Below are 24,543 nucleotides of genomic sequence, written 5' to 3' on the forward strand. Positions count from 1 at the left end.
GATGGCGTTTGGAGATACCTAAGACCAAATACAGGTACAAGAGTTTCCGGTAAACAATGGATTGACGGAAGATGGTACAACTTTACTTGGGATGGTAAGTTAATAGGAAGAAGATAATAGAAAGATGGAAAAAGAGGCTGCAGCCTCTTTTTTCTATTTGAAATTTGCTCATAATATGTTGGCATTAGTGTTTGTTGATGGTTAGACCTCAAAGGATTAAGGAATTTTACTTGGTTATTTTGATATTTTAAATTTGCCAAGTAGATATTTTGTCCAATTTACTTGGTTATTTTGATATTTTAAAATACCAAAGTATAATTTTTGCTCCATTTACTTGGTTATTATAGAATTTTAATATACCCAAGTAAATTTTATGAAATTTATAATAATATTTACTTGGTAAAAAGATTTTTTTTAAATAACCAAGTAAATCTAAATATTTTACTACTTGGTAAATATTGATTTCTAATTTTTCCCAAGTAAATTGTGGAAATTTACTACTAGGTAAAATAAAGATTTTAAAATAACCAAGTAAATTATATAAAATAGATTTACCAGCATTTATAAAAGTGATTATATGAAAATGTACAAGGTAATTTTTGTAAATATCAACCGAAAAATGGTCCACGATAATAATCGAAAAACAGTCCATTGAACTCCTCAATTCCTCTCTCAACATCATATCCCCAAATCACCCATTCCCCCTACATAATCACCCCCAACTATCCATTCCCTCAAGCCTACCATTACACCCGCATAATCACCACCCAACTATCCATTTCCTCAATCCCACCATTCCACTCGAATAATCAATTCCAAACTTCCCATTCCCCCAAATTTACCACTCTACCACCTTATGAAATCATATTCATATAAACCGCTATCAAATGATAAAACGATGAAACTCTTTTCTAATTTGTGTAATGTAGTGAAATTCATGTATTCGTATAGTATACTAAATTTGAAATGAATTAATGGAGGTAAGTATGAAAAGATTTACAAAATCAATGGTAAGTTTATTGCTAGCATTTGTTATGTTGTTTAGTGCATTGCCTATGGAAAATGGGCAAGTACAGGCATCGGATAATGCTGATTCCATTTTGCTTACAAAATCAGATGAGTCAATAATTTTTGCTAAATGGACAAGTAGTGGTGATAGTACAAATAAATTAAATGATGGCGTTGTTAGTTATAATAACGATCCTGCAAATAGATGGACAGACTGGAAACCATCTGATACACTGGCTGAAAACTGGGTAAGTGTAGTATTTGGTTCAAGTGTTGATATTAGGGAAAGTGAAGTTAATAAACTTGATATTCATTTCTATCAAGATAGTGGATGTCTACTTCCTGCAAAATATGTTGTCCAATATTATACAGGTGAAAAGTTGACTAAGGTTCCAGATAGATTTGGATATGGGGAAGATACTGTTTTAGATGATGATGCAAATTGGAAGGATGTTACATTAAAGGGAGAATATCCTAATCCACAATTAAATGGTGTGACTTCTTTAGAGTTTGAACCAGTTAAGACTCAAGCGATTAGAATTAAGTTAGTTGCACAAACTGGTAAATCATTAGGTATGACAGAGTTGAAGGCTTTTGGTAAAAGGATTAATGAAACTCCAATCAAAAAAGATTTATCTAAAGAAGAAATAATTGCACAATTTGATAAATTAGAACACTTTAATAAAGATATTAAAGCAGATTTTATATCTAAAATTGGTTCACAAACACCAGATTCATTGATTAAATATGCTCAAGAAATGAATGATAGATTAAATTATTACAAAAATGAAATGAAGGCACCAGAAGCGCCAGAGCTACCTAAACTTGAAGAACCATTGTATGGTGGTTGGTTTAGAACTTGGCATGATCAATACTCAGATCCAGATGAAGATAGACCAAACTATTTTGGTGATATTCCAGGGGAAGTAGATTTAGCATTTGTATTCCATGATGGAACTAAACCATATAGTGAATTTTGGAAAGTGTTGACTGAAAAATATGTACCTGAAATGCATGCAAGGGGTACAAGAGTAATCAGAACAATGGGTGTTAAAATGATGTATAATGACCTTGCTGATGAAGACGGTAATATTTTCCCAAAAACACATGAGGGAAATATGAAGAAAGCACAATACATTGTTGAAACAATGGTAAACAGATATGGTTTAGATGGTGTTGATATAGATATAGAATGGCATGACACATACAGAAGAAGTCCAAATCCAATCACTCAAGAGGAAGAAGATAGAGCGGTAGAAATCATTAAGGAAATCGCAAGACTACTTCATGAACGTGGTAAATTATTTATCATCGATACAAATATGACTGGTAATCAAAAGATTTTAACAAGAATTTATGATGATGCTGATTATGTTTTACTTCAAGCTTACGGATATAGAAAATTCTTTGGATCTGAATTTAAAAATAAATTAGAAGAAAGATGGCAAACATTCAAGCCATATATCAAACCAGAACAATTTATTTTAGGTTTCTCATTCTATGAAGAAAGAGATAGCTGGAATGAATGGAATGACATCTCAGATAAAGTAGCTGGTTCAGCTGCTGAAGAATATGCATTGTGGCAACCAGAAGGCGGAAAGAATGGTAACAAAGCCGGAATAGTTTCTTATGCGATTGATAGAGATGGTGTTAAATTTAAAGATGACAATATCTACACAACAGACTATAGTTTATCTAAAGAATTAAAACATTTAATGGTATTCGAAAAGGATAGAAATATCGTAATCGAAGAAATTAAGAAATTAGATTTAGATGAAGAAACTATGAATGGATTTATCAAGGAAGCTACAGATTTAGAATTTGTTTATGAATCTAGTGTTACTCCTTATGATGTTTTAGAAAAGGCTAAAAAAGCTGTACCAACTCCTGAAGTTAAACACGGATGGGAACAAGTTGGAGATAAATGGACATATTTTGATAATGGCGAACAAGCTAAATCAGAATGGAAATGGATAGAAAATGCTTGGAAGTTCTTTAATTCTAAAGGTGAATCAATGACACAAACTTACCATGAAAATGGCAAGGTTTGGTTATCGCTAGAAGGCCCAGAAACAAGATATCACAAGGGTTGGTGGACAAATCCAGTAAATGGATACAGATACTTCTTTAGATTATCTTCAGGTACAATGGTTAAGGACAGACAATTTATAGATGGAAATTGGAGATTCTTCAGAAAATCTGGAACAATGGCTACAGGTTGGCAAAAACTTCCACTAGGTTGGATGTACTTTAGAGAAGGTACAGGTACACAAGCATACGGATGGCAATGGATTGACGGTGTTTGGACTTATCTAAGACCTTCAACAGGTACAAGAGTTTCCGGTAAACAATGGATTGACGGAAAATGGCACAACTTTACTTGGGATGGAAAATTAATAGGAAAAAGATAGAAAAGAGGCTTCGGCCTCTTTTTCATTTGCAAACAAATTCATAATTTTAGTGATATAATATATTCAAAATATAAAATAAAAATAGGGGGAGTAATGGAACAAATTAAAATTGGAAAATCTGATTTGAAAGCTAGTAGATTAATTTTGGGATGTATGAGAATGGAGGCTAAATCAGTAGAGGAAGCTAAAGAAGTTATTGAAAAAGCATATAGTGTAGGGATTAATCATATTGATCATGCAGATATATATGGTGGTGGAAAATCAGAAGAGATATTTGCTGAAGCATTGAAATTAACAGATATTAAAAGGGAAGATTTAATAATTCAATCAAAATGTGGGATTAGAAAAGGATTCTATGACTTTTCCTATGATCACATCATGAGATCAGTTGAAGGTATACTTGAAAGACTTCAAACTGACTATTTAGATATCTTACTATTACACAGACCGGATACATTGATGGAGCCAGAAGAGGTGGCTAAAGCATTTAAGGAACTTCACTATTCTGGTAAGGTAAGAAATTTTGGTTTGAGTAATGCAAATCCTGGTCAAATAAAGTTGTTACAAAAATTTGTAGAGTTTCCATTGATTATTGACCAATTAGAATTTGGTCCTGCTCATACACCAATGATTGATTCTGGCTTAAATGTAAATATGAAAAATATCGCTGGTGTAAATAGAGAAGACAGTATTTTAGAGTTTACAAGATTGGAAGAGATAACCATTCAAACATGGTCACCATTCCAAGTGAATTTGGAGGAAGGGCTATTCATTAAACATTCTAACTATGCTGAACTAACACAAAAATTAGAGACTATGGCAGAGGCAAGAAATGTTAGTTTAGAAGCGATGGTTACTGCTTGGATTTTGAGACATCCTGCTAAAATGCAAATGATTTTAGGTTCAATGAATCCTCAAAGAATTGAAGAAATTGCAAAGGGTGCAGATATCGAACTGTCTAGGGAAGAATGGTACGAAATATATAGAAGTGCGGGTAATTTATTACCATAGGAGAGAAGATGAAAGCTTTAATTAATATTGATTATACAAATGATTTTGTGGCAAGTGATGGGAAATTAACTGCTGGGAAAGTTGCACAAAATCTTGAAGAATACATTGTAGACATTACAAAAGAATTTTACGAAAATGGAGACTTTGTTGTCTTTGCAATTGATAATCATTTTGAAAATGATAAATTTCACCCAGAAAGTAAGCTATTTCCACCACACAATATAAATGGTACAGATGGCCAAAAATTGTATGGAAAACTTGAAGATTTGTATCAAAAAATAAAGAATAGCGATAATGTTTATTATACATTCAAAACTCGATATTCAGCATTTCATGGTACCGATATTGAAACAAAATTAAGAGAAAGAAATATTACAGAAGTGCATTTAGTAGGTGTGGTCACAGATATCTGTGTGCTACATACTGCAATAGATGCGTATAATAAGGGATTTGACATAGTTGTACATGAAAAAGGAGTGCAATCATTTAACTCAGATGGTCATAAATGGGCACTTCAACATTTTAAAAATTCTTTAGGCGCTAGAGTGGTATGAAATTATAATATATATAAGTAATAAACATATAATTATAGTTATATTGACAACTTTTTTAGAAAAAGGTATAATTATAGATATTTATATTTTTATATATTTATTTTATTATTTTTGAAATAAAGTTTTTAAATTACCATTATTTTTATGAAGATTTAATTAAGATAAAATTTATATTTAAATAAAAGTTGGAGGAATATATGAAAAAATTGGTCAGTTTATTTCTTTTTGTAGCTGTATTTATTTTAAGTACTTTTTCTAAGGCGTTCGCATATAAAAACGAAGAACACTTACATAAATATAATCAAGATTATTTTGACGAAATACTGAATATGTCTAATTTTAAGTCAAAAAAATATAAATCACTTTTTGTTTTTAATAATAATTTGAATTATGGCAAGTATCCTGAATATTTTGGGGGAAATTATATAAAGGATGATAAATTATATATAAACATGATAAAAGAATATACAAAGTTTAAAGTTTTGAATAGCTTAGAATATAAAATATTTGAACAAATTTATGACAAAATTGAATTAAAATATGTAGATTATTCTATGAATTATTTAGAAAATGTCTATAATATTTTAGATAATTATTTCTCAGGAAGAGTAAAGTACATAGAATATGATGTAAAGTTTAGTATAGATGTTGAAAATAATAGAATTAATTTTCAAATAGAAGATATAAGCGAAAATAAAATAAAAGATATATTAAGAATAGTTGGTGATAGAAATATTTTTAGTTTTACTAATTTATTAAAAACTAAAAATCAAGCTTCAGTGTATCCGGGACATCAGATATCAAGTAGAAAAGTGATTACAAAGGCTGGAGCTAGTAGTTCTCTTGGTTATGCTGTTAGTTATAATGGTAAAAATGGATTTGTTATGTCTGGTCATGGTTCAGATGTAGGTCATTTTATTTTTAGTAAGGGTAAAAAAATTGGAATAACAAGAAAAAAACAAAATAGAGCTACAATAGATGCTTCTTATGTTGAAATAACAGATAAAGGGTTTAGTGTAAACAATAAGATCGAAGGACATAAATTAAAAAGTGCTGCATTTAACCCTGTAGTTGGTAGCAGAATTAGCAAAGTTGGATTTGCTACAGGAACTACTGTTGGGTATGTTAAATCTATAAATTCAAGTTGGACAGATAAAACAAGTGGAATTTATTATTCAAATATGTCAGAATCAAATTATAAATCAGCTAGTGGAGATAGTGGGGGATTAGTATATTTTAAAATACCAAATTCATTAGAATATTTGATTGTAGGAATACATAAAGATGGGGGTAATGGTATTGCACATTATACCAAGGCTTCAGAAATTAATAGAATCTTTGGATTAAAGGTGAAATAGATGAAAAAAAAATTCTTTATATATTTAATAATTTTAACGTTATTCTTAAATGCTTGCTCTAAAAGGGAATTAAAATACACATTTCAAAAAGATATAGAAAATCAAAATATTAGTATTGAGGCTGAGATTCAAAGTAATAAAAATATAATGGCTATATACACTAATAATTTTGATGAAACATTAAATACAGGTTTAGAAGTTAAATACTATTATTTAGAGGGAAAAGAATGGAAAGAGATTAGTACGGGTTATGAAACTTGGAATAGTATAATGATGGAAATACAGAGCGGAGAAAGTTATAAAGAAGAAATTAGTTTTGAAAAACATTTAAATGATGAAGATTTAAAGCCCGGTAAATATAGAATATCAAAGACATTTACTTTAGAAAACAGTAAAAAAATTGTAATAAAATCTATTTACTTTACAATAGAATAGAAATAAAAGATTTAACTAAATTAAAAACTGTCAAAATAGTACCAAAATTAATATTTTCAGATTTTGTTCCAAATTTTTGAGAGAGAATGGTACTAAAATTTGCAATTTAGATTTTAGTATCAAATTTTAAGAGTCGTCAATATCATATGGTAATTATCCCAACAAATATTGATGATTCTTTTTTATTATCTTAAAAAGATACATTGTAAAGTATTTTATCAAAAGCACTAAAGGTTCAATCTTTAACATTTATTATATTATATATTTTCTCCTTAGTATTTGTTACATTTTAAGCATATTTTTAAAAAAATTCCATTTTTATTTAAATAATCATTGAATTACGTTTTCCATTGTTATATAATTTAATCATGATAATAAAGAAAAATTGGAGGTATTATGAAAAACTATAATACAAGTAGGATCAAGAATGTAGCTTTAGTTGGGCACAGTGACAGTGGTAAAACTTCTTTAGTGGAAGCTTTGTTATATAAGTCAGGTGCAATTGGAAAGTTAGGAAATATTGATTCTGGAAATACAGTATCCGATTTTGATAGAGAAGAAATAGATAGAAAAGCTTCTATTAGCTTATCAGTAGCAAGTGTCGAATGGAAGGACACCAAGATTAATTTAATCGATGCACCAGGATATTTTGATTTTGAGGGACAAGTAAAATCAGCTCTAAAGGCTAGCGAAGCAGCTCTATTTGTCATAGATGCTCAATCTGGAATCGAAGTTGGTACAGAAAAATATTGGAAATATTGTGAAAAAATAGGTTTACCTAGAATTATTTTTGTAAATAAAATTGATAAAGAAGATGTTAATTTTAACGAACTTGTAGCAAATCTACATATTAAATTTGGGAAAAAGGTTACTCCTTTAGTGTTGACATTGGGTGATGGAGCTCATCCAGGATCCGGTCAAGATTTCAAAGGTTTAATTGATGTTATGAGAAAAGAAGCGTATCAATATGATGGATTTGAAAGAGAAAAGACAAGCATTCCAGAGATACGTATGCTAGAAGTTGAAGAAGTTTATAATCAATTGGCAGAAATAGTTGCAATGACTGATGATAAATTAATGGATAAATTCTTTGAAGGTATTAATTTTACGACTGAAGAATTTGCTAAAGGTATCACTTCTGCAATGATTTCAGGTAGTGTTGTGCCATTAATTGTTGGGTCTGCTACAATGGGTTATGGTATAGATGAATTATTAGATATTATTTCATATTATATGCCAGCTCCAAATAATAAAAAGGCGCATATTGGATTTAGACCGATAGAAGGTGAAAATCTGCCTGTGGATGAAAATGAACCATTCTCAGCATATGTATTTAAGACATATATTGATCCATTTGTTGGTAAAATTACATTATTTAAAGTATTGTCAGGTAAGCTTAAGAAAGATTCAAATATTTATAATTCAACAAGAAAAGTTGAAGAAAAACCTGGCGGATTATTTAGATTAGAAGGTAAGAAACAAGTTGAAATTGATGAAGTAATTGCTGGTGATATTGCGGCGGTTACAAAATTAGAAGAAACAGAGACTGGTGATACATTCTCAGATAAAAATAATCCAATCGTTTATAAGACATTGAAACAACCTCAAGCGTCATTGACATATGCGATTGTGCCAAAATCTAAGAAAGACGAAGATAAGATTGGTCACGCATTACAAAGATTGCAAGAGGAAGATACAAGTTTTGTATTTGAAAGAAATAATGAAACTAAACAACTTACAATTTCTGGTGTTGGGAATGTTCAACTTCAAGCTGTTTTAGATAAATTGAAAAACAAATATCAAGTTGAAACAGAAATTATTCCACTAAGAATACCATATAGAGAGACTATCACTGGTAAGAGTGATGTACAAGGTAAGCATAAGAAACAATCTGGTGGTGCTGGCCAATATGGTGATGTATTTATTAGATTTGAGCCAATCGAAGAAGGTTTCGAATTTGCTGAAGAGGTATTCGGTGGGGCGGTACCGAAAAACTATTTCCCAGCAGTAGAAAAAGGTCTTGAAGAATCCTTAGAAAAAGGTATTTTAGCTGGTTATCCAGTAGTTGGTATCAAAGCTACACTTTATGATGGGTCATACCACCCAGTTGACTCAAATGAAATGGCATTTAAGCTTGCTGCTTCAATAGCATTCAAGGAAGGTATGAAGAAAGCTAATCCAGTATTACTTGAACCAATTATGAAGCTTGAAACATCCATTCCAGAAGATTACATGGGTGATGTAATGGGTGATATCAATAAGAAACGTGGTAGAATTATAGGAATGGAGCCACAAGAAGACGGCACTCAAGTAATAATTGCTGAAGCGCCTTATGCGGAATTGTTCGAATATGCAATTGATCTCCGTTCAATGACACAAGGTAGAGGTTCATTTGAAATGGAATTTGTAAGATATGAACAAGTTCCTAGAGAACAAACTGATAAGATTATTGAAGAAGCACAAGCACAAGAATAGCATTTACAATGTAAATTGAATTTAGATGGAGTTAGAGAAATCTGACTCCATTTTTGCATTTAGGGTATATATAGTCTATACTGTTTAGCATTAAGCGAGGTGAGTATGGATAATTATGATATAAAAAATGTCGCTGATAAGATATCAGAGGCAATTTCACAAGAATATAGTGAATTAGAAAAATTAAATGTTATGGTATTGGGAAAAACTGGTGTTGGTAAAAGTACACTAATAAACAATATGTTTAATGAAAAAATGGCTGAAACTGGCATTGGTAAGCCAATAACAAAGAAAATGAGAAAGATAGAAAAGAAGGACTTTCCATTAGCAATTTATGATACTCCCGGTTTAGAACTTGGAGGGGAAAACTCTATGAGAGAATTAATTTCAGAGATTACTTCAGAGATTAATAAAGGTTTAAAGTCAGCAGACATAAAAGAAATGATACATTGTATTTGGTATTGTGTCGCTACTCCATCTCATAGATTTGAACAAGCAGAGATTGATTTTCTTAGAAACTTCTTAGGTGAAACTTCTAAATATAATGTTCCTGTAATATTAGTATTAACCCAATCATATTCTAAAAATGATGCAAGAGAACTAAAATTACAAATTGAAAAAGAAAATCTTCCTCTAGTAAATATCATTTCTGTTTTAGCTGAAGATTATAAAATTGATAATGATTTTATAATTAAGTCCTATGGGTTAAATTCTCTTGCAGAATTAATGTATGAAGTTATTCCAGAAGAAGTAAAAAGAACATTTATAACTGTTCAAAAGGCGAATTTAGAATTAAAAAAGCAAAAAGCTAAGGCTGCAGTAAAAAAGGCAGCCACAGCTGCGGCGGCAATAGGAGCGGTACCAATTCCTTTTTCAGATGCAACAATATTGGTACCAGAGCAAAACGCTATGCTTGCTCGAATAACAACGATCTTCGGCATACCTCTTGAAAAAGCCACCATCGTTGCCATTCTAAGTTCAACCATCGGTACATCTGCGACTACAGTATTAGGCCGTTCAGTAGTATCAAATATATTAAAATTTATTCCGGGAGCAGGAAGTATTGCTGGTGGAGCAATTTCCGCTGCCACCGCTGCAACTATGACAGCAGCCCTAGGTGAAGCCTACATTGTAATCATGACTATGTTAGTAAGTGGTGACATTAATATTGAAGATTTAAAATCCTTCGAAGGAAAAGAACTGATAAAAAACATCTTTAAGAAAAAATTAAAAAATAGAAAAGATGAAGATGAAGAAGAGATAGAGTAGAGAATAACCCTATCGTATTAGGCAAAATAGTAAACGCTAGGATCAAAATTACCCTTATGACCCTAGCAGATTAGACATAATCAAAAACACTAGGTGTAGTTAAGTGTTTCTAAATCTTTTTAACTATTAAATAAAATATTTTCTAATTCATCTGGTTTATAAACAATAATTTTACCGCGAGATACAATTTTTAATATACCTTCTTCTTCAAATTGGTTTAATTTTCTACTCATAGTTTCTCTTGAAATTCCAGATAGAGATCCTAATTCTTCTTGAGTGATATTGTATTTAATTAATATGCCGTTTTCTTTTTCGGTACCATATAAAGATATTAATGTTTTTAATAATTTGGCTACTTTCGCATCGGTACTGATAATAGACAATCTATCAATTAAAGTCTCAGCTTTTCTTATCCTTTCATAAGATTGTTCCAAAACTGTAATTAAGAATTGATTATTGTTTCTTAAAATGTGCATTACATCATTTTCCGTAATAGTTAAAACTGCAGTTTTTACTAATGCATATGCGCTGTATTCGTACATATCTCCAGATAAAATGTTATGACCGCCAACGAAATCCCCAGCGGTATAGATATATAGGATTTGTTCTTTACCGTCAGACATTATCTTAGAAATCTTAAGTTGTCCCTCTAAAACGATAAACATTTTATTTGCGGGATCATGAGATCTAAAAACAGTTTCGCCTTTTTGATATTCATGAATTATCAAATTTGATTTCATTTTTTGAAAATCATCTTCTGATAGTGATTGTAAAAGCGGAACTTTTCTATAATTAAATTGTTCTCCATTAAATAATTCTCTTTTATATTTCATCTTACCACCCTCTTTTATAATATATTATCATAAAAGTCTATTTATTGTAATAAAATAGAGATTATTAATATTGGTAAATAATATTTTACTTATTATGAATTTATTGCTCTTGAATTATCTATTTGAGTAAAACATGTAAAGGCGATATAAATATATATATGTTTTTTTTTATTTTTTTTTGATATTAAGGTTTTGCAAAGACAACTAAAAAAACAGAAAAAAAAATGAATCATTTTATACTAAAAAAATTGAACCTTTTAATCCCGTAACACTAAATATAGGAAAAGAAACTTTATGCATAAATAAACTAGCCAAAACTCAAATCTAGTATAATTTTATTCTTTTTTGTTTTATTATCAGTAGTAAAAAGGGAACAAACAAAAATATAATTTAATATTAATAGAATATTTTTTAACAGATGTTGTGAATCAAATGGACAGTTTTGTTAAATATAAATGAAAGATGTTAATTTACTATCTTTTAAATGTTTAGTTTGAAAAAAACTTATTAAATTTATCATTTATTTTAGCTATGTTCGACCTTATTAATTTAGGTTTAGAAAATCTTGACAACGATATCTTTTTCATGTAAAATAATAATGAATAGAGATGTTGATATAGACTAGAGTTAAATATTTCATATAAAAAAAGATATACCGTTTTCTTTTTTTTTAGGTAATTTATTTTAAATAAAGGAGTTTTTTGCAACAGTATTGAAATTATTTTTTTGAGGGAGAAAATGAAAAAAAACACTAATAATATTATATGTATTTTACTTTCAATAATGTTTGTTATTAATATATCTACAACGACTTTCGCGGCAGGTCAAAATAATGATTTAAAAAGTAAATATATTGAAGTGTATGAGCAATATAAGAAAATAAATAAATCTAATTATTCAATAAATAAACCATATCTGTCAACATCAAATAATAAAAATATTGAAAAGAAAAATTACTCAGGTCTTTCTGATGACGATATTGAAGAATTGAAAAAAGAAAAAATAGAACCAGAATTATATGAATTTTTTGCTTTTTTTAAAAAAGCTAATTTTTTAGATTTATATAGTAATATAAAAGAAAAAATAGTGCTTAAAGAAGATCTTAATATACCTGTTTTAATTTCTATTGAAAATGATAATGAAATATTGATACAAATCGGATTAAATAAATACATTATTAAATCGGAAATTTCAGAATTTTCAAAAAAAATAGTTGTGTTTTTAGGGGATAAGAAAGCAATACTGTTGAACGAAGAGTGTTATGAAGATAAAACTGCAGAAGATATTAAAGGTTATTTGAAGAACAATGATGGAATGTTAGCCTCAAAAGCATATTGGATGAATGAAACTCGAACTTATAAAGGAGAAACGGGCTTTTGGTTAATTGTATTAACCGTTATAGCTGATGCAGCTGGATACATAATTTCTTTTATGTTTAAGGATCCTGTATTAAAAGAAAGACTAGGGACTATTCTTCAAATTACTGGAACCGCACTTACTGTAGGAGCTTTGGTATATAGAAAATTTTATGTAATAAAATATCAAGCTCGTAGAAGTGATTGTAAAACTTACATTAGAGAACGTTCGGTATTTTATCAATATAGTAATTATACTGGGAAAGTTAAAGAATCTACATATAAGTTTCATTCACAAAGGCCAGATTATGCAGGTGGTGCATGTACTATGTATTATTAATAGCATTAAAATTTCATAAAGAGTTATTAATTCCAATTAACAGAAAAAGTACTGTTAATTGAAATAATTAATGTTATGTTTATAATATAATGATAGGAGATATTTATGAAAAAAATGAATACATATTTAAAAAGAAATTTAATATTTGATACAATAATTGTGCTTTTACTTATATATGTTGTTATTTTTGAACAAAGAAGAGATTGGTTTATTATATATGTAATTGTTTTTAGAGCTTTCTATTACATAACTTATTTTTATATTAATAAAAAAAGGAAAAATGAACAACGATAACAATTCTTATTTTATCTAATATTATATTTATATTTGTAAATGATTTTCTAAAAAAAATTATAGTTTAAAATGAGGTTCATCAATTTCAGTTGGGGGTGCTATTTTCCCATAAATAGCATCCTCACTCTTTTTTAGTAGATTTTCTCACTTATTTCTTAAAAACCAACAATTACGTCAATTTTCCTTGTTTTTAGGCATAGCAAACAAAGCTAATCCTTTTTATTTTTTTTAGCTTATCCAATTATTAATCTTCTAGTTCTAAAGGTTTTAAAGCTTCTAAATCCAACCCCTAATCTTTTCAAAGATTTAGTTTTATTATTATGACCTTCTACAAATCCAATGGAATCTTTCTAGTCAAAACTATTACATATAAGTTCTTGCTAGTTGTTAAATGCTTTCTTACACTCATTAAACTCTTCAAATTTAGTTGTTTCTAAATACCCTAACCATGCTTTTTAGCCTTATTAAAGACTTTTACTTTTCTTAAAATAGATTCTCAATGGTTCAGGCATATTTTTTTGTTATTTTTATCTAACATTCTCAAATCCGCAGGATACTTGTCTCACATAATTGTATCTATCTATTATGTGAACACTTTTTGGAAAATATGGTTCATCAATATCTGAAGGAGGTTATCCCCCCAAAAAGATATTGATGAACCCATAAAAAAGAGGCTAAATCAATAGCCTCTTTTAATTATTTACTAGCAGGTATTTTACCAAGTTCTTGTCTCTTGTCTCTTCTACCTAAAAGTATTATTTTTTTAGCAATTTCTGCTTCTGCAGTACTTAGTGCAGGTACACCATCTAAAGCATACTTGAAACCAAGTTCTTTATATTTATCTACACCCATGGTGTGATATGGTAGTACGTCGATAGCTGTTATATTATCAAATGCTCCAAGAAGTTGACCAGTTTGATATAAGAATTCTTTATTGTATGTTATCTTTGGTACGATAACATGTCTAATCCAAATATTCATATTATGTTGATCCATAAATCTTAAGAATTTAATAATATTTTCATTTGTATGTCCAGTAAGAACTTTGTGTTGTCTTGCATTTACATGTTTAATGTCAAGCATTACAACATCAGTAACTTCCATTAATTTTTCGTATTTCTTTAGTAGCTCAGGATCATTGTCTCTGAAAGTTACACCACATGTATCTAAACAAGTGTGAATGTTTCTTTCATGACAAGCTTCAAATAGATCTATAACAAAATCTAGTTGAAGAAGAGATTCGCCACCTGATAGAGTTATACCACCATCTTTTAAGAATGGTCTATAACTTTCATAATCATCTAAAACTTCTTTTACTGTCATTTCTTTGCCACCAAAAGATGCCCATGTGTCAGGATTATGACAGTATAGACATCTCATTGGACAGCCTTGTAAAAACAACACATATCTGACACCAGGACCGTCAACAGTACCAAAAGTTTCTTTTGAATGAACGTATCCAATGGTATCTAAATTCATATTATAGTCCTCTGTGGAATGTTCTTGCGATTACATCGTCTTGTTGTTCTTTTGTTAATTTTGTAAAGTTTACAGCATAACCTGAAACTCTAACTGTTAATTGTGGATATTTTTCTGGGTGTGCTTGTGCATCTAATAAAGTTTCTTTATTAAATACATTAACGTTTAAGTGGTGACCACCTTTTTCTACGTAACCATCTAACATTGATACTAAGTTATCTATTTGTGTGTTATTTGCCATTTTTTCGCTCCTTTTTTTATTTTTTTGTTCTTCAAATTTATTTTAGTAGACAAAGCACATGGCTTTGTCTAACTAAATTTACTTCCTACTTCTACTTATACTATAATTCTTCTGGTTCGATGTCTGTTAATGTAGGGATTTCACATGCATTACCTACACAGTCATCAGTTACTCTTTCTAAATCGATATCTGATAAATCTAAATCAATATCTAATGCATCTAAATCAATTTCGCCAGCAAATACTTTTGTATCTTTACCTAATGCACCAGGAATAATTGAGAATGTGTTTGAGATTCCGTCTTGTGCATCTTCGTAAGGAATTTTTGCTACTGATGATAGGGAAGCTAAAGCACCTGATTTATCTCTTCCGTGCATTGGGTTAGCACCTGGAGCAAATGGTTGTCCTAGTCTTCTACCATCTGGAGTATTACCTGTCTTCTTACCATAAACAACATTTGATGTAATTGTTAAGATTGATGTTGTTGGTATACCACCTCTATAAGTTGGGTTCTTTCTTACTTTAGCCATGAATGATTCAACAGCGTAAACTGCTAATTCATCAGCTCTATCGTCGTTGTTACCATATGTTGGGAATTCACCTTCTGTTTCATAGTCAACAACTAAACCATTTTCGTTTCTTATAGTTTTAACTTTAGCGTATTTAATAGCTGATAATGAGTCTGCAACTACTGATAATCCAGCAATACCTGTTGCGAAGTATCTCTTAACATCTCTATCATGTAAAGCCATTTGAATGCTTTCATAAGCATATTTATCATGCATGTAGTGAATTACGTTTAATGTGTTTACGTAAATTTCAGCTAACCATGTCATCATGTCTTCAAATCTTTCAATTACTTCATCATAATCTAAGTATTCTGATGTAATTGGTCTATATTTAGGTCCGATTTGTTTTTCCATTTTTTCATCAACACCACCGTTGATAGCGTATAATAGACATTTTGCTAAGTTTGCTCTAGCACCAAAGAATTGCATTTCTTTACCAACTCTCATTGAAGATACACAACATGCTATAGCATAGTCATCACCGTGAGTTAATCTCATAACGTCATCATTTTCATATTGAATTGATGATGTATCGATTGACATCTTAGCACAGAATTTCTTGAATCCTGCTGGTAATTTTGTTGACCAAAGTACTGTTAAGTTTGGTTCAGGTGATGTACCTAAGTTAGATAATGTGTGTAAATATCTAAATGAGTTCTTTGTTACTAATGATCTACCGTCTAATCCCATACCTGCAAGAGATTCTGTTACCCATGTTGGGTCACCTGAGAATAAATCGTTATATTCTGGTGTTCTTGCAAATTTAACCATTCTTAATTTCATGATGAAGTGGTCAATCATTTCTTGAGCTTCTTCTTCTGAGATTAAACCTTCTTTTAAGTCGTGTTCGATATAAATATCTAAGAATGTTGAAGTTCTACCTAGTGACATAGCTGCACCATTTTGTTGTTTGATTGCTGCTAAGTAACCAAAGTATAACCATTGAATAGCTTCTTTAGCATTTTGAGCTGGTTTAGAAATATCATATCCATAGATATTACCTAATTCAATTAATTCTTTTAATGCTTTAACTTGTTCAGCTAATTCTTCTCTTAATCTAATATTTTCTTCTGTCATTAATGGAGAAACTGAATCAATTTGTTTTCTCTTATCTTCGATAAGTTTATCAACACCGTATAATGCTACTCTTCTGTAGTCACCGATGATTCTTCCTCTACCATATGCATCTGGTAAACCTGTAACAACACCAGATTTTCTAATTGCTCTCATTTCTGGAGTATAAACATCGAATACCCCTTGGTTATGTGTTTTTCTGTAATCTGTAAATATTTTATGTAATTCTGGATCTGTTTCATATCCATATGATGTAAGTGATGATTCACTAACTCTTATACCACCGAATGGTTGGAATGATCTTTTTAATGGTTTATCTGTTTGGAAACCTACGATAGTTTCTAAATCTTTATTTAAATAACCAGCACCATGTGATGTGATTGTAGATACAATTGATGCATCCATATCTAAAACACCACCGTTTTCTCTTTCTTGTTTAAATAAATCCATTACTTGAGCCCATAAATCTAATGTAGCTTGTGTTGGACCAGCTAAGAAAGCATCATCACCAGTATATTCTGTGTAGTTTGATTGGATGAAATCTCTTACATTGATTTCTTTTTTCCATTTACTTCCTAAAAATTTGTCCCAAATTGACATAATTCCCTCCTTATTTTGTTTGTCTTAATTTTAACACGAATTCTGTAATAAATGTGTGATTTGAATCACAGAAATGTTTAAAATGATAGTAAATTAACAAAACTTACTAATATTTTCCACAATTGTATTATATAACAAAAGGATCTAATAGAAAAGGGCGCTAATCAATAAAAGTATTTATAAATTAGTTCGATTTTTCGTTTTAAATAAATGTTATATCTTTTTTTTTTACTTTTTGTAGTAAAAAATATCTGATTTACATGTGTAAATAGAGTATTTCAAAATACACATGTAAAAGTGATAATGTAAGAGATTTTCCTGATTAAATCGATAAATTCAAAATAGACAGGAAAAAATATTTAACATTTTTCCTGACTAAACCGCAAATCCCAGAATAATCAGGAAAATCCACCAAAAAATTTTCCTGACTAAATCGCAAATCCCAGAATAATCAGGAAAACCCATCAAAAAACTTTCCTGACTAATTCGTAAATCCCAGAATAATCAGGAAAACCCATCAAAATTCATTCCTGATTATTTCCTAAACCCCATTTTAATCAGGAAATCCTACCAAATATTTGTTGAAATCAAATATGTATCAATACACAAATATTTAAGGATGCAATTTATAGATAAATACTTCATACGATATTTATGTATAAAAAAATTTTGACAAAAATAAAAATTTACTTTATTCTAAATAAGAATAATTATCATTATCATGGAGGCGTAATGAAAGAAAAAAATAAAAAAATAATTATCATTTTATTGTTATTATTTGCGATAACAGCTTCTATTTACGGTGTGAGTAGACTGATGAAGCCAAAGGATATGCAAAATAGTGAAATAGCTGAATCAAAAGATGAAACAAAAAATGAGTTAAATATTGTTAATGAGAACAAAACAGAAGAAACTGTTGGTGAAAAATCTGGAGAATCAAAAACTTCAGAAAATAAATTAGATGTTAAAGGTACTGAATCTACTAAAGAGGAAAACAAAAAGTCTAATTTTATTTCAAAGAAAACATCAAAAGATATTAGTAAAAAAGAAGAAGACTTTAGAAAAGTTAGAGAGATAATTGAAAGATTACATGAGTCTAAAAAAGATAATAAGAAAACTGAAAGAAAAGACTCTATTGTTTCTAAGGATATTCAAAAAGAAAATAATAGTAATGGTTTAGAAGAAAACAAAAAATATCCGAACGAAACAATTAAAGAAAATAACGAAAATAAAAAAGAAAAGACACAAAAAGAGTCTATAGAAGAGACAGAAAAAGAAGAAACTAAAGAAACTGATAAAGAAGACCTTGTAGAAACAGAAAAAGAACAAGAAAGTTTTGATGATAGGTTTACTGTTCTTGATTTAAATCTTAATAGTGATTATCAATTGGTATATTCTCAGAAATCAGATGAAGTGTTGCCTGAAACTGCATTTATTGGGTTTAAGTTTACTGGAGAAAATGACAATAAACTTCATAAGATAGTTTGGAAGAGTGAACATTTTGATAAAATTAAAAATAAAACACCTGGAAAGTATTCAGTAATTGTAGAGGTTTTAGATAGTTTAATCATTAATGGAAATGAATACAAAAATATAAAATTTAATATTGATATTATTGTTAAAGATAATTCTAACTCATATTTGGTTGAAAATGGGGATAATTCACCAGTTAGAGTAATTTTAGAGTTGAAGTCTGATTCTATTGTTGAAGAGGCGAATAAACAAGGAAAAGATGTTAATGAACTTTCTGAGGAATTTGTTTCAGACAAGAGAAATGATTTGAAAATTGAACAAAATAAACTTATTTCAGAATTAAATGCTAAAAATGTTAAGTTTAAGAATAATTCAACTATTAAATATGATACTTTGTTAAACGGTATTGCGGGAATTGTACAACAAAAAGATATTGAGATAATTGAAAAAAGTAATTTAGTTAAGAAAGTTTATTATTCTCAAGAATTTGAAAGACCTTTGTTGAAATCACAACAGGAAATTATTGGTGCTAAACATGCGTGGTCTGATTTGAAATATAAAGGGGAAGGTACTGTTGTTGCTGTTATTGACAGCGGGATTGATGTTAAACATAAAGATTTAGTCATCGATAATGATGCACTTGGTAAGATTAAATATAGTAAAGAAAAAATTAATAAATTTATTGAAGAAAATAAGTTAAAAGGGAAATATTTTAGCGACAAGGTTCCATATGGATACAATTATTATGATTTTAGTAATAATTTGTTAGATTCTTATGGAAATATGCACGGAATGCATGTTTCAGGGATTGTGGGTGCTAATAATAAAGCGCAAGGTGTTTATGGTGTTGCTCCAAATTCTCAAATTTTAGCGATGAAGGTATTTTCAGATGATTTACAATATCCTACGACATTTACTGATGTATGGCTAAAAGCTTTGGACGATGCGATAAAATTGGGTGCTGATTCAATTAATATGAGTCTGGGTTCTCCATCTGGTTTCACTATTGATAATGATCAAAATCATCCAGAGATTAAACTTTTTGCAAAAGCTAGAAAAGCAGGTGTTGTTGTCACCGTCGCGGTAGGAAATGAAGCGAATATTGTAAATGGAAATCCTTTCAATGTTAAATCATTAAAAGAAAATTATGATACGGGAGTAGTTGCAAATCCAGCAATTAATGAGGATTCATTTGCGGTTGCCTCTATGGAAAATTCTGTGAAATATGTAAATTCACTTTCATGGAATTTATTGAGAAGAAAATATACTGACAATGTTAATTTATTTATTCCTAATGGCGTTAAAGAAGATATTGTTGCAGAAACAATAGATTTAAAAGAAGGCAAGGAATTTGATAATAAATTGGAAGAAGGACATCACCATCACCATTCTTCTAATGATAAAGATGAAAAAAAAGAGCCTTTGGATGAAAGTAAATTACCAGATGTAAAAGATAAAATTGTATTGATTAAATGGCCAGAAACCGATGAACGAAAAGCACATTTTGAAAATACTTTAGATAATATTGCGATTAGAAGACCTAAAGCGATTTTACTTGCTAGACCTGATGATAAGATAACTGGAAGATTAAGTTTAAGAGGAGAAGCTGGTAGACTTGTTTATGGTATTATTTCAAATAAAACTTATGAAAAATTAGCAGGATTACAATTGATAAAAAATACAGGTATAGACAGTAAATTGACTATAAATGTAATTCAAAAAGAAGTTGAAAATCCATCTGCAGGAAAGATGTCATTTTTCTCAACATGGGGACCTACTCCTGATTTAAGGATGAAGCCTGAAATTACCGCGGTTGGAGGAAATGTCAGTTCAACAGTTGAAAATGACAATTATAGAAATATGAGTGGAACATCAATGGCAGCTCCTCAAGTTTCTGGGGCGGTAGCTATTATGAAACAATATCTAAATGATATTAAATTTGAAAATGACAACAAGGCTGATTTGATTAAACTAATGTTAATGAATACCGCTGAAATTATAAAAAATTCGGATAATGTTCCATATTTTGTAAGACAGCAAGGTGCTGGAGCTCTAAATCTTGAAAAAGCCTTGAAAACTAAGGCTTATGTAAGTGTTACAGGGGAAAGTGATAAAGCAAAAGATGGAAAACTAGAGTTAAAGCAATTATCTGACTCTAAATTTGAATTTAAGTTAAATATTACAAATATTTCAAATGATAAGTTAGAATATATGCCGGAAATAATTGCTATTAAAGAAAAAATTGAGAAGGGATATAGGACTGAAAAACCTGATTATATAAAGGGAAGATTAGATTCTCAAGAATCAATTGTTGTATTGCCAAATCAAACAAAAGAAGTAAGTTTTATCTATGATTTTAGTGAAGAAAAATTAGATAAGAATAATTTTGTAGAAGGGTTCATTAAATTAAATGCGAAGAATGATACTGTAAACTTAAGTTTACCATTCTTAGGATTTTATGGGGATTGGTCTTCACAAGATGCTATCGATGCGTTTGGTCTAGCGGAATACAATAAAAACCCAAGAAATGCACAATTTTTCATCAATGAAAAAATTAAAAGTGGATCTTCAATGTTTATTTCTGATAATAAAACAAATTTACCAGTAATTGACGATAAAGTATTCTTTGCTCCAGGCAGTGAATATGCTGCAAAAATAGGTGTTAGAATTGCACCTTTGAGAAATATGGAAGAAATAGAGTATTCTATTCTTGATGGAGTGACAAAGAAAACCTTAAAAGTTATTGGTAAGAGTAAAAATGTTAGAAAATTAAATAGACTACATGTAAATAATACATTTATGGTAATGCCTGATTCATTTTGGGATGGTGAAATAAATAATAAACCTGCAGAAGCAAATAAATTATATATTTACCAACTTAAAGTGAAATTAAATAATGCAGGAATAGGTACAAATGCAGAACAAATCTATCAATACCCAATTATGATTGATAATTCTAATCCTACTATAAATGAAGGCAAAATTTATAGAGATAGTATTAATGAAAGATTGCAAAATCTAAGATTTGTAGTAGGTGATAAGGGGTCTGGTGTAAGAAATATAACCATTCAAACTTTAAAATTTGAGAAAGAACAATTTACAGACAATGGTTTTGAACATTTAGCTCCTCCTAGTATTGGTAAAAATGGAATTGATAGATTTAGTGAATCTGAAACGGTGATGAAATCATCTAATCCAGTTAATACTGTAAATACCAAAGGTAAACCAAAATATGGAAGATTCGTTTCTTTAGATCTTGTTGATGAAAAACCAGAAAGTGGTAAATACTACACAATAATAGATGGTAAGGTAAGCATTCCTGCGAAAGACTTCAATTTTAAAGATGAATATCAAGTTATAGCGATGGTTTATAGAAATGGATGGAAAGGTGATTTTGAAGTAGAAGTTCCAATCTATGCCGATAGATCACATATAAACATTTCTGTATCTGATTATTTATCAAATCGTCACAATGTGACAATTGAATCCGGATTTAGCAAAAATTATAACTATATAAATTTTGTTAACTGGCAATCATTAAATGATAATAAGATGAAGGTTTATATTGGAGATAAACAAATTACACAAGCTACAAGCGTTTATCCAACTATTAATGATAATGAAACAATCAGGATTGAATATGATCAAGATAATTCTCATATTGCTGAATTATATGTGAGAAAAGGAAAGATGATAGATAAGCTTGTTTCTAAGAGTTATATAGTAAATGATAATGTTGGAAAATACGATACGAAATATAATAATAACAGTAAATATATTGAGTTTACACTAAGAGATTTAAAGAGTAGTTTAGAGATAATTACAAGCGTTAAAAAAGGTTCTATGCCATTTATAGAGGATAAGAAAGATTTATTCTTAGATTTTAACAATATTGATCTTTCCAAGTTTAAGTCAATTAAAATGGGACAAGAAAAGATAGATGAATTATTGAAAACTTCTAAGATAAAGATAAATCCAGGACAAAATCAGATAGAATTAAGATTTAAGGATGAATTAATTTCCAAATTAGAAGTTTATAAAATAATTGTAAGGGACAATAATAAAGATACCGTACTAAATAAAGGTCAATATTTCGACATTATAAGCGGTAAGGAAGGATATTCTAGCTCTCCAATTGGGATAAACATTAATTATAATTTTACAGAGGATTCCCAATTAATTATTGATTTGCTTGATAAAGACGATGCTGATAATCAACAAGTACAATCCGAAAAAGCTAATTTAGAAAATAAAGAATTGTCTGAAGATCCTAAATCTTCTGAAGATTCTAAATCTAATGATTTAAGAGAAAATCCATATCCTACAATCTTTATTAAATCTCCATCATTGCTTTCAATGTTAAATCATTTTACTGTGAATGATAATAAGTTTATAGTAAAAGGATTTGTTGGTCATATTGATGAAAGAGATAATATAGAATCGTTTAATGCGCAATTGTTTGATAATAAAGGAAATCCTTTGGGAGAAAAAATTTCCATTCCTAAAGAACAATTTAAGATGATTCATGAAAATTATGGTTACTTATATAGCGGTGATGCGCTTCCATTTTCATTTAGTGTACCTATCTTAGATAGATTTAATATCAATTTAAGAATTAATGTAAAAATGGAGAGTGGTAAAGAGGCGACAGTTACAAGAAGATTTATTTATGATAGACTTACTCCGAAAATTGATTATATGATTGATGGAAGAGATTTGGAGTCAGGCAAAGTGAATTTAAGAATCCAATCAGAAGATGATTCTATCGTATTAAATCTTTATCATGAAGATTCTCTAATTGATTCTATAGATAAAAGTGCAATCTCATTTGAAAATGAGAATGGTGTGAAATTGTCTAAAGAATTAAATGTAGACTTAAACTATGGTCAAAATAAAATTAGTATAAGTGCAATAGATATGGCTAAAAATGTTGTGACAAAAGAAATCTATATCTATAGAACAAAAAATGATGACATCCTATTTAAAGGAAGTAAGACAATAGAAAAAGATATTAAGAATTAATTCTTAATGCAAATATTAAACACTAGAGATTTTTAGAAATATTAATCTCTGGTGTTTTTTACTTTAAATATAGAATTAGTACACATTCCTACAATAAAATTTTGACATTGTTTTGTTAAGTTAAAAATAATATGTGTAATACAAAATATTATGGGTAAATAGATTTAACAAACAAAATATCACATAATTTTTAGCTCTTTACATGAAAGGTAAAAGATGGTAAAATATATTTGAAAAGAAATTTTTTTAGAGTTTAAAGTCAAAGAAGGGCAGAGATATGGGTTTAACAAATGATATTGAAAATTTTTTACTTAATAGAATTAAATTAGCAGAAAAACAATATATCGAAATCGGTAGAAACGAACTGGCTGAGCAATTTCAGTGTGCTCCTTCGCAAATTAATTATGTTTTATCTACTAGATTTACTCCATATAAGGGATATTATGTTGAGAGTAGAAGAGGTGGAAGAGGATATATTAAGATTGTAAAACTTGAAATGACAGAAGATCAGTTAATAAATAAAATATTAAGTGAAACAATAGAAAATAAAATTACATTAGATAAAGCAATGCATATTGTTAATGGTTTGAGAGAAGAAGAGGTAATTACCAAAAGAGAAAAATTACTTATTCAACATTCTATTGACGATAATGCGTTAAAGTATATAGATATCAATGATAGGAGTATTATTCGTGCAAGTATTTTGAAAAATATTTTGCTTGCATTGGTAAGAGATTAGGGGG

General features: G+C 29.3%; 15 protein-coding genes and 1 pseudogene. 11 read left to right on the forward strand and 5 right to left on the reverse strand.

Features of this window, described 5'->3' with window-relative positions; genetic code table 11:
* The first annotated feature begins 986 nt into the window (after positions 1–986).
* From HMPREF9709_RS09430 to HMPREF9709_RS01050, 7 genes are all read left to right on the forward strand, one after another.
* Positions 987–3,419, forward strand: coding sequence for an EndoS/ChiA family endoglycosidase (locus HMPREF9709_RS09430; protein ID WP_005397078.1), 2,433 nt, complete (start codon positions 987–989; stop codon positions 3,417–3,419).
* Between the two features lie 93 nt (positions 3,420–3,512).
* Positions 3,513–4,430 carry an aldo/keto reductase gene (locus HMPREF9709_RS01025; protein ID WP_005397079.1) on the forward strand — a complete coding sequence of 306 codons (918 nt, stop codon included), beginning with the start codon at positions 3,513–3,515 and terminating at the stop codon, positions 4,428–4,430.
* Positions 4,431–4,438: 8 nt separating this feature from the next.
* A complete protein-coding gene (locus HMPREF9709_RS01030) occupies positions 4,439–4,984 on the forward strand; it encodes a cysteine hydrolase family protein (RefSeq protein WP_005397080.1) in 546 nt (181 codons plus the stop codon).
* Between the two features lie 197 nt (positions 4,985–5,181).
* Positions 5,182–6,342, forward strand: a complete 1,161-nt coding sequence (locus HMPREF9709_RS01035) for a chymotrypsin family serine protease (protein WP_005397081.1) — start codon at positions 5,182–5,184, stop codon at positions 6,340–6,342.
* Positions 6,343–6,777 (forward strand): immunoglobulin-like domain-containing protein, encoded by a 435-nt coding sequence (locus HMPREF9709_RS01040; protein WP_005397082.1) that lies wholly within the window; start codon positions 6,343–6,345, stop codon positions 6,775–6,777.
* 396 nt (positions 6,778–7,173) lie between these two features.
* Entirely contained in the window at positions 7,174–9,252 is a 2,079-nt protein-coding gene (gene fusA, locus HMPREF9709_RS01045; RefSeq protein WP_005397083.1) for an elongation factor G, read from the forward strand.
* A gap of 105 nt (positions 9,253–9,357) precedes the next feature.
* Positions 9,358–10,521 (forward strand): GTPase, encoded by a 1,164-nt coding sequence (locus tag HMPREF9709_RS01050; RefSeq protein WP_005397088.1) that lies wholly within the window; start codon positions 9,358–9,360, stop codon positions 10,519–10,521.
* A gap of 119 nt (positions 10,522–10,640) precedes the next feature.
* Here the strand turns inward: HMPREF9709_RS01050 and HMPREF9709_RS01055 are convergent, their stop codons facing one another.
* A complete protein-coding gene (locus HMPREF9709_RS01055) occupies positions 10,641–11,354 on the reverse strand; it encodes a Crp/Fnr family transcriptional regulator (RefSeq protein WP_005397089.1) in 714 nt (237 codons plus the stop codon).
* Positions 11,355–12,092: 738 nt separating this feature from the next.
* Here HMPREF9709_RS01055 and HMPREF9709_RS01060 point away from each other — a divergent pair.
* On the forward strand, positions 12,093–13,049 hold the full coding sequence (locus HMPREF9709_RS01060; RefSeq protein ID WP_005397091.1) for a hypothetical protein: 957 nt from the start codon (positions 12,093–12,095) through the stop codon (positions 13,047–13,049).
* Between the two features lie 105 nt (positions 13,050–13,154).
* On the forward strand, positions 13,155–13,343 hold the full coding sequence (locus HMPREF9709_RS01065; RefSeq protein WP_005397093.1) for a hypothetical protein: 189 nt from the start codon (positions 13,155–13,157) through the stop codon (positions 13,341–13,343).
* Positions 13,344–13,576: 233 nt separating this feature from the next.
* Here the strand turns inward: HMPREF9709_RS01065 and HMPREF9709_RS10400 are convergent, their stop codons facing one another.
* From HMPREF9709_RS10400 to pflB, 4 genes and pseudogenes are all read right to left on the reverse strand, one after another.
* A complete protein-coding gene (locus tag HMPREF9709_RS10400) occupies positions 13,577–13,684 on the reverse strand; it encodes a transposase (RefSeq protein ID WP_157573268.1) in 108 nt (35 codons plus the stop codon).
* Between the two features lie 355 nt (positions 13,685–14,039).
* Positions 14,040–14,822: a pyruvate formate-lyase-activating protein gene (gene pflA / locus HMPREF9709_RS01070; protein WP_005397096.1), complete on the reverse strand. Its 783-nt coding sequence runs from the start codon at positions 14,820–14,822 to the stop codon at positions 14,040–14,042.
* A 1-nt stretch (position 14,823) separates the two neighbouring features.
* Positions 14,824–15,072 (reverse strand): annotated as a pseudogene (grcA3, locus tag HMPREF9709_RS01075) (autonomous glycyl radical cofactor GrcA3); the annotation flags it as partial.
* A 91-nt stretch (positions 15,073–15,163) separates the two neighbouring features.
* Complete coding sequence (pflB, locus tag HMPREF9709_RS01080; RefSeq protein WP_005397107.1) at positions 15,164–17,305, reverse strand: formate C-acetyltransferase; 2,142 nt, start codon at positions 17,303–17,305, stop codon at positions 15,164–15,166.
* Between the two features lie 732 nt (positions 17,306–18,037).
* Here pflB and HMPREF9709_RS09435 point away from each other — a divergent pair.
* On the forward strand, positions 18,038–23,800 hold the full coding sequence (locus tag HMPREF9709_RS09435) for a S8 family serine peptidase (RefSeq protein ID WP_005397108.1): 5,763 nt from the start codon (positions 18,038–18,040) through the stop codon (positions 23,798–23,800).
* Positions 23,801–24,077: 277 nt separating this feature from the next.
* The gene (locus tag HMPREF9709_RS01090) at positions 24,078–24,539 is read left to right on the forward strand and encodes a CtsR family transcriptional regulator (protein ID WP_005397109.1); all 462 of its coding nucleotides are present in this window, start codon (positions 24,078–24,080) and stop codon (positions 24,537–24,539) included.
* Positions 24,540–24,543 lie beyond the last annotated feature (4 nt).

This window comes from Helcococcus kunzii ATCC 51366, assembly GCF_000245755.1.
Lineage (GTDB): Bacteria > Bacillota > Clostridia > Tissierellales > Peptoniphilaceae > Helcococcus > Helcococcus kunzii.

Excerpts from the sequence above, each read along its gene's own strand:
- HMPREF9709_RS01065 (WP_005397093.1), top strand. The coding sequence starts at position 13,155 with ATGAAAAAAATGAATACATATTTAAAAAGAAATTTAATATTTGATACA.
- pflB (WP_005397107.1), bottom strand. The coding sequence starts at position 17,305 with ATGTCAATTTGGGACAAATTTTTAGGAAGTAAATGGAAAAAAGAAATC.
- fusA (WP_005397083.1), top strand. The coding sequence starts at position 7,174 with ATGAAAAACTATAATACAAGTAGGATCAAGAATGTAGCTTTAGTTGGG.
- pflA (WP_005397096.1), bottom strand. The coding sequence starts at position 14,822 with ATGAATTTAGATACCATTGGATACGTTCATTCAAAAGAAACTTTTGGT.
- HMPREF9709_RS01060 (WP_005397091.1), top strand. The coding sequence starts at position 12,093 with ATGAAAAAAAACACTAATAATATTATATGTATTTTACTTTCAATAATG.
- HMPREF9709_RS09430 (WP_005397078.1), top strand. The coding sequence starts at position 987 with ATGAAAAGATTTACAAAATCAATGGTAAGTTTATTGCTAGCATTTGTT.
- HMPREF9709_RS01050 (WP_005397088.1), top strand. The coding sequence starts at position 9,358 with ATGGATAATTATGATATAAAAAATGTCGCTGATAAGATATCAGAGGCA.
- HMPREF9709_RS01035 (WP_005397081.1), top strand. The coding sequence starts at position 5,182 with ATGAAAAAATTGGTCAGTTTATTTCTTTTTGTAGCTGTATTTATTTTA.
- HMPREF9709_RS01030 (WP_005397080.1), top strand. The coding sequence starts at position 4,439 with ATGAAAGCTTTAATTAATATTGATTATACAAATGATTTTGTGGCAAGT.
- HMPREF9709_RS01040 (WP_005397082.1), top strand. The coding sequence starts at position 6,343 with ATGAAAAAAAAATTCTTTATATATTTAATAATTTTAACGTTATTCTTA.
- HMPREF9709_RS01025 (WP_005397079.1), top strand. The coding sequence starts at position 3,513 with ATGGAACAAATTAAAATTGGAAAATCTGATTTGAAAGCTAGTAGATTA.
- HMPREF9709_RS01055 (WP_005397089.1), bottom strand. The coding sequence starts at position 11,354 with ATGAAATATAAAAGAGAATTATTTAATGGAGAACAATTTAATTATAGA.
- HMPREF9709_RS09435 (WP_005397108.1), top strand. The coding sequence starts at position 18,038 with ATGAAAGAAAAAAATAAAAAAATAATTATCATTTTATTGTTATTATTT.
- HMPREF9709_RS01090 (WP_005397109.1), top strand. The coding sequence starts at position 24,078 with ATGGGTTTAACAAATGATATTGAAAATTTTTTACTTAATAGAATTAAA.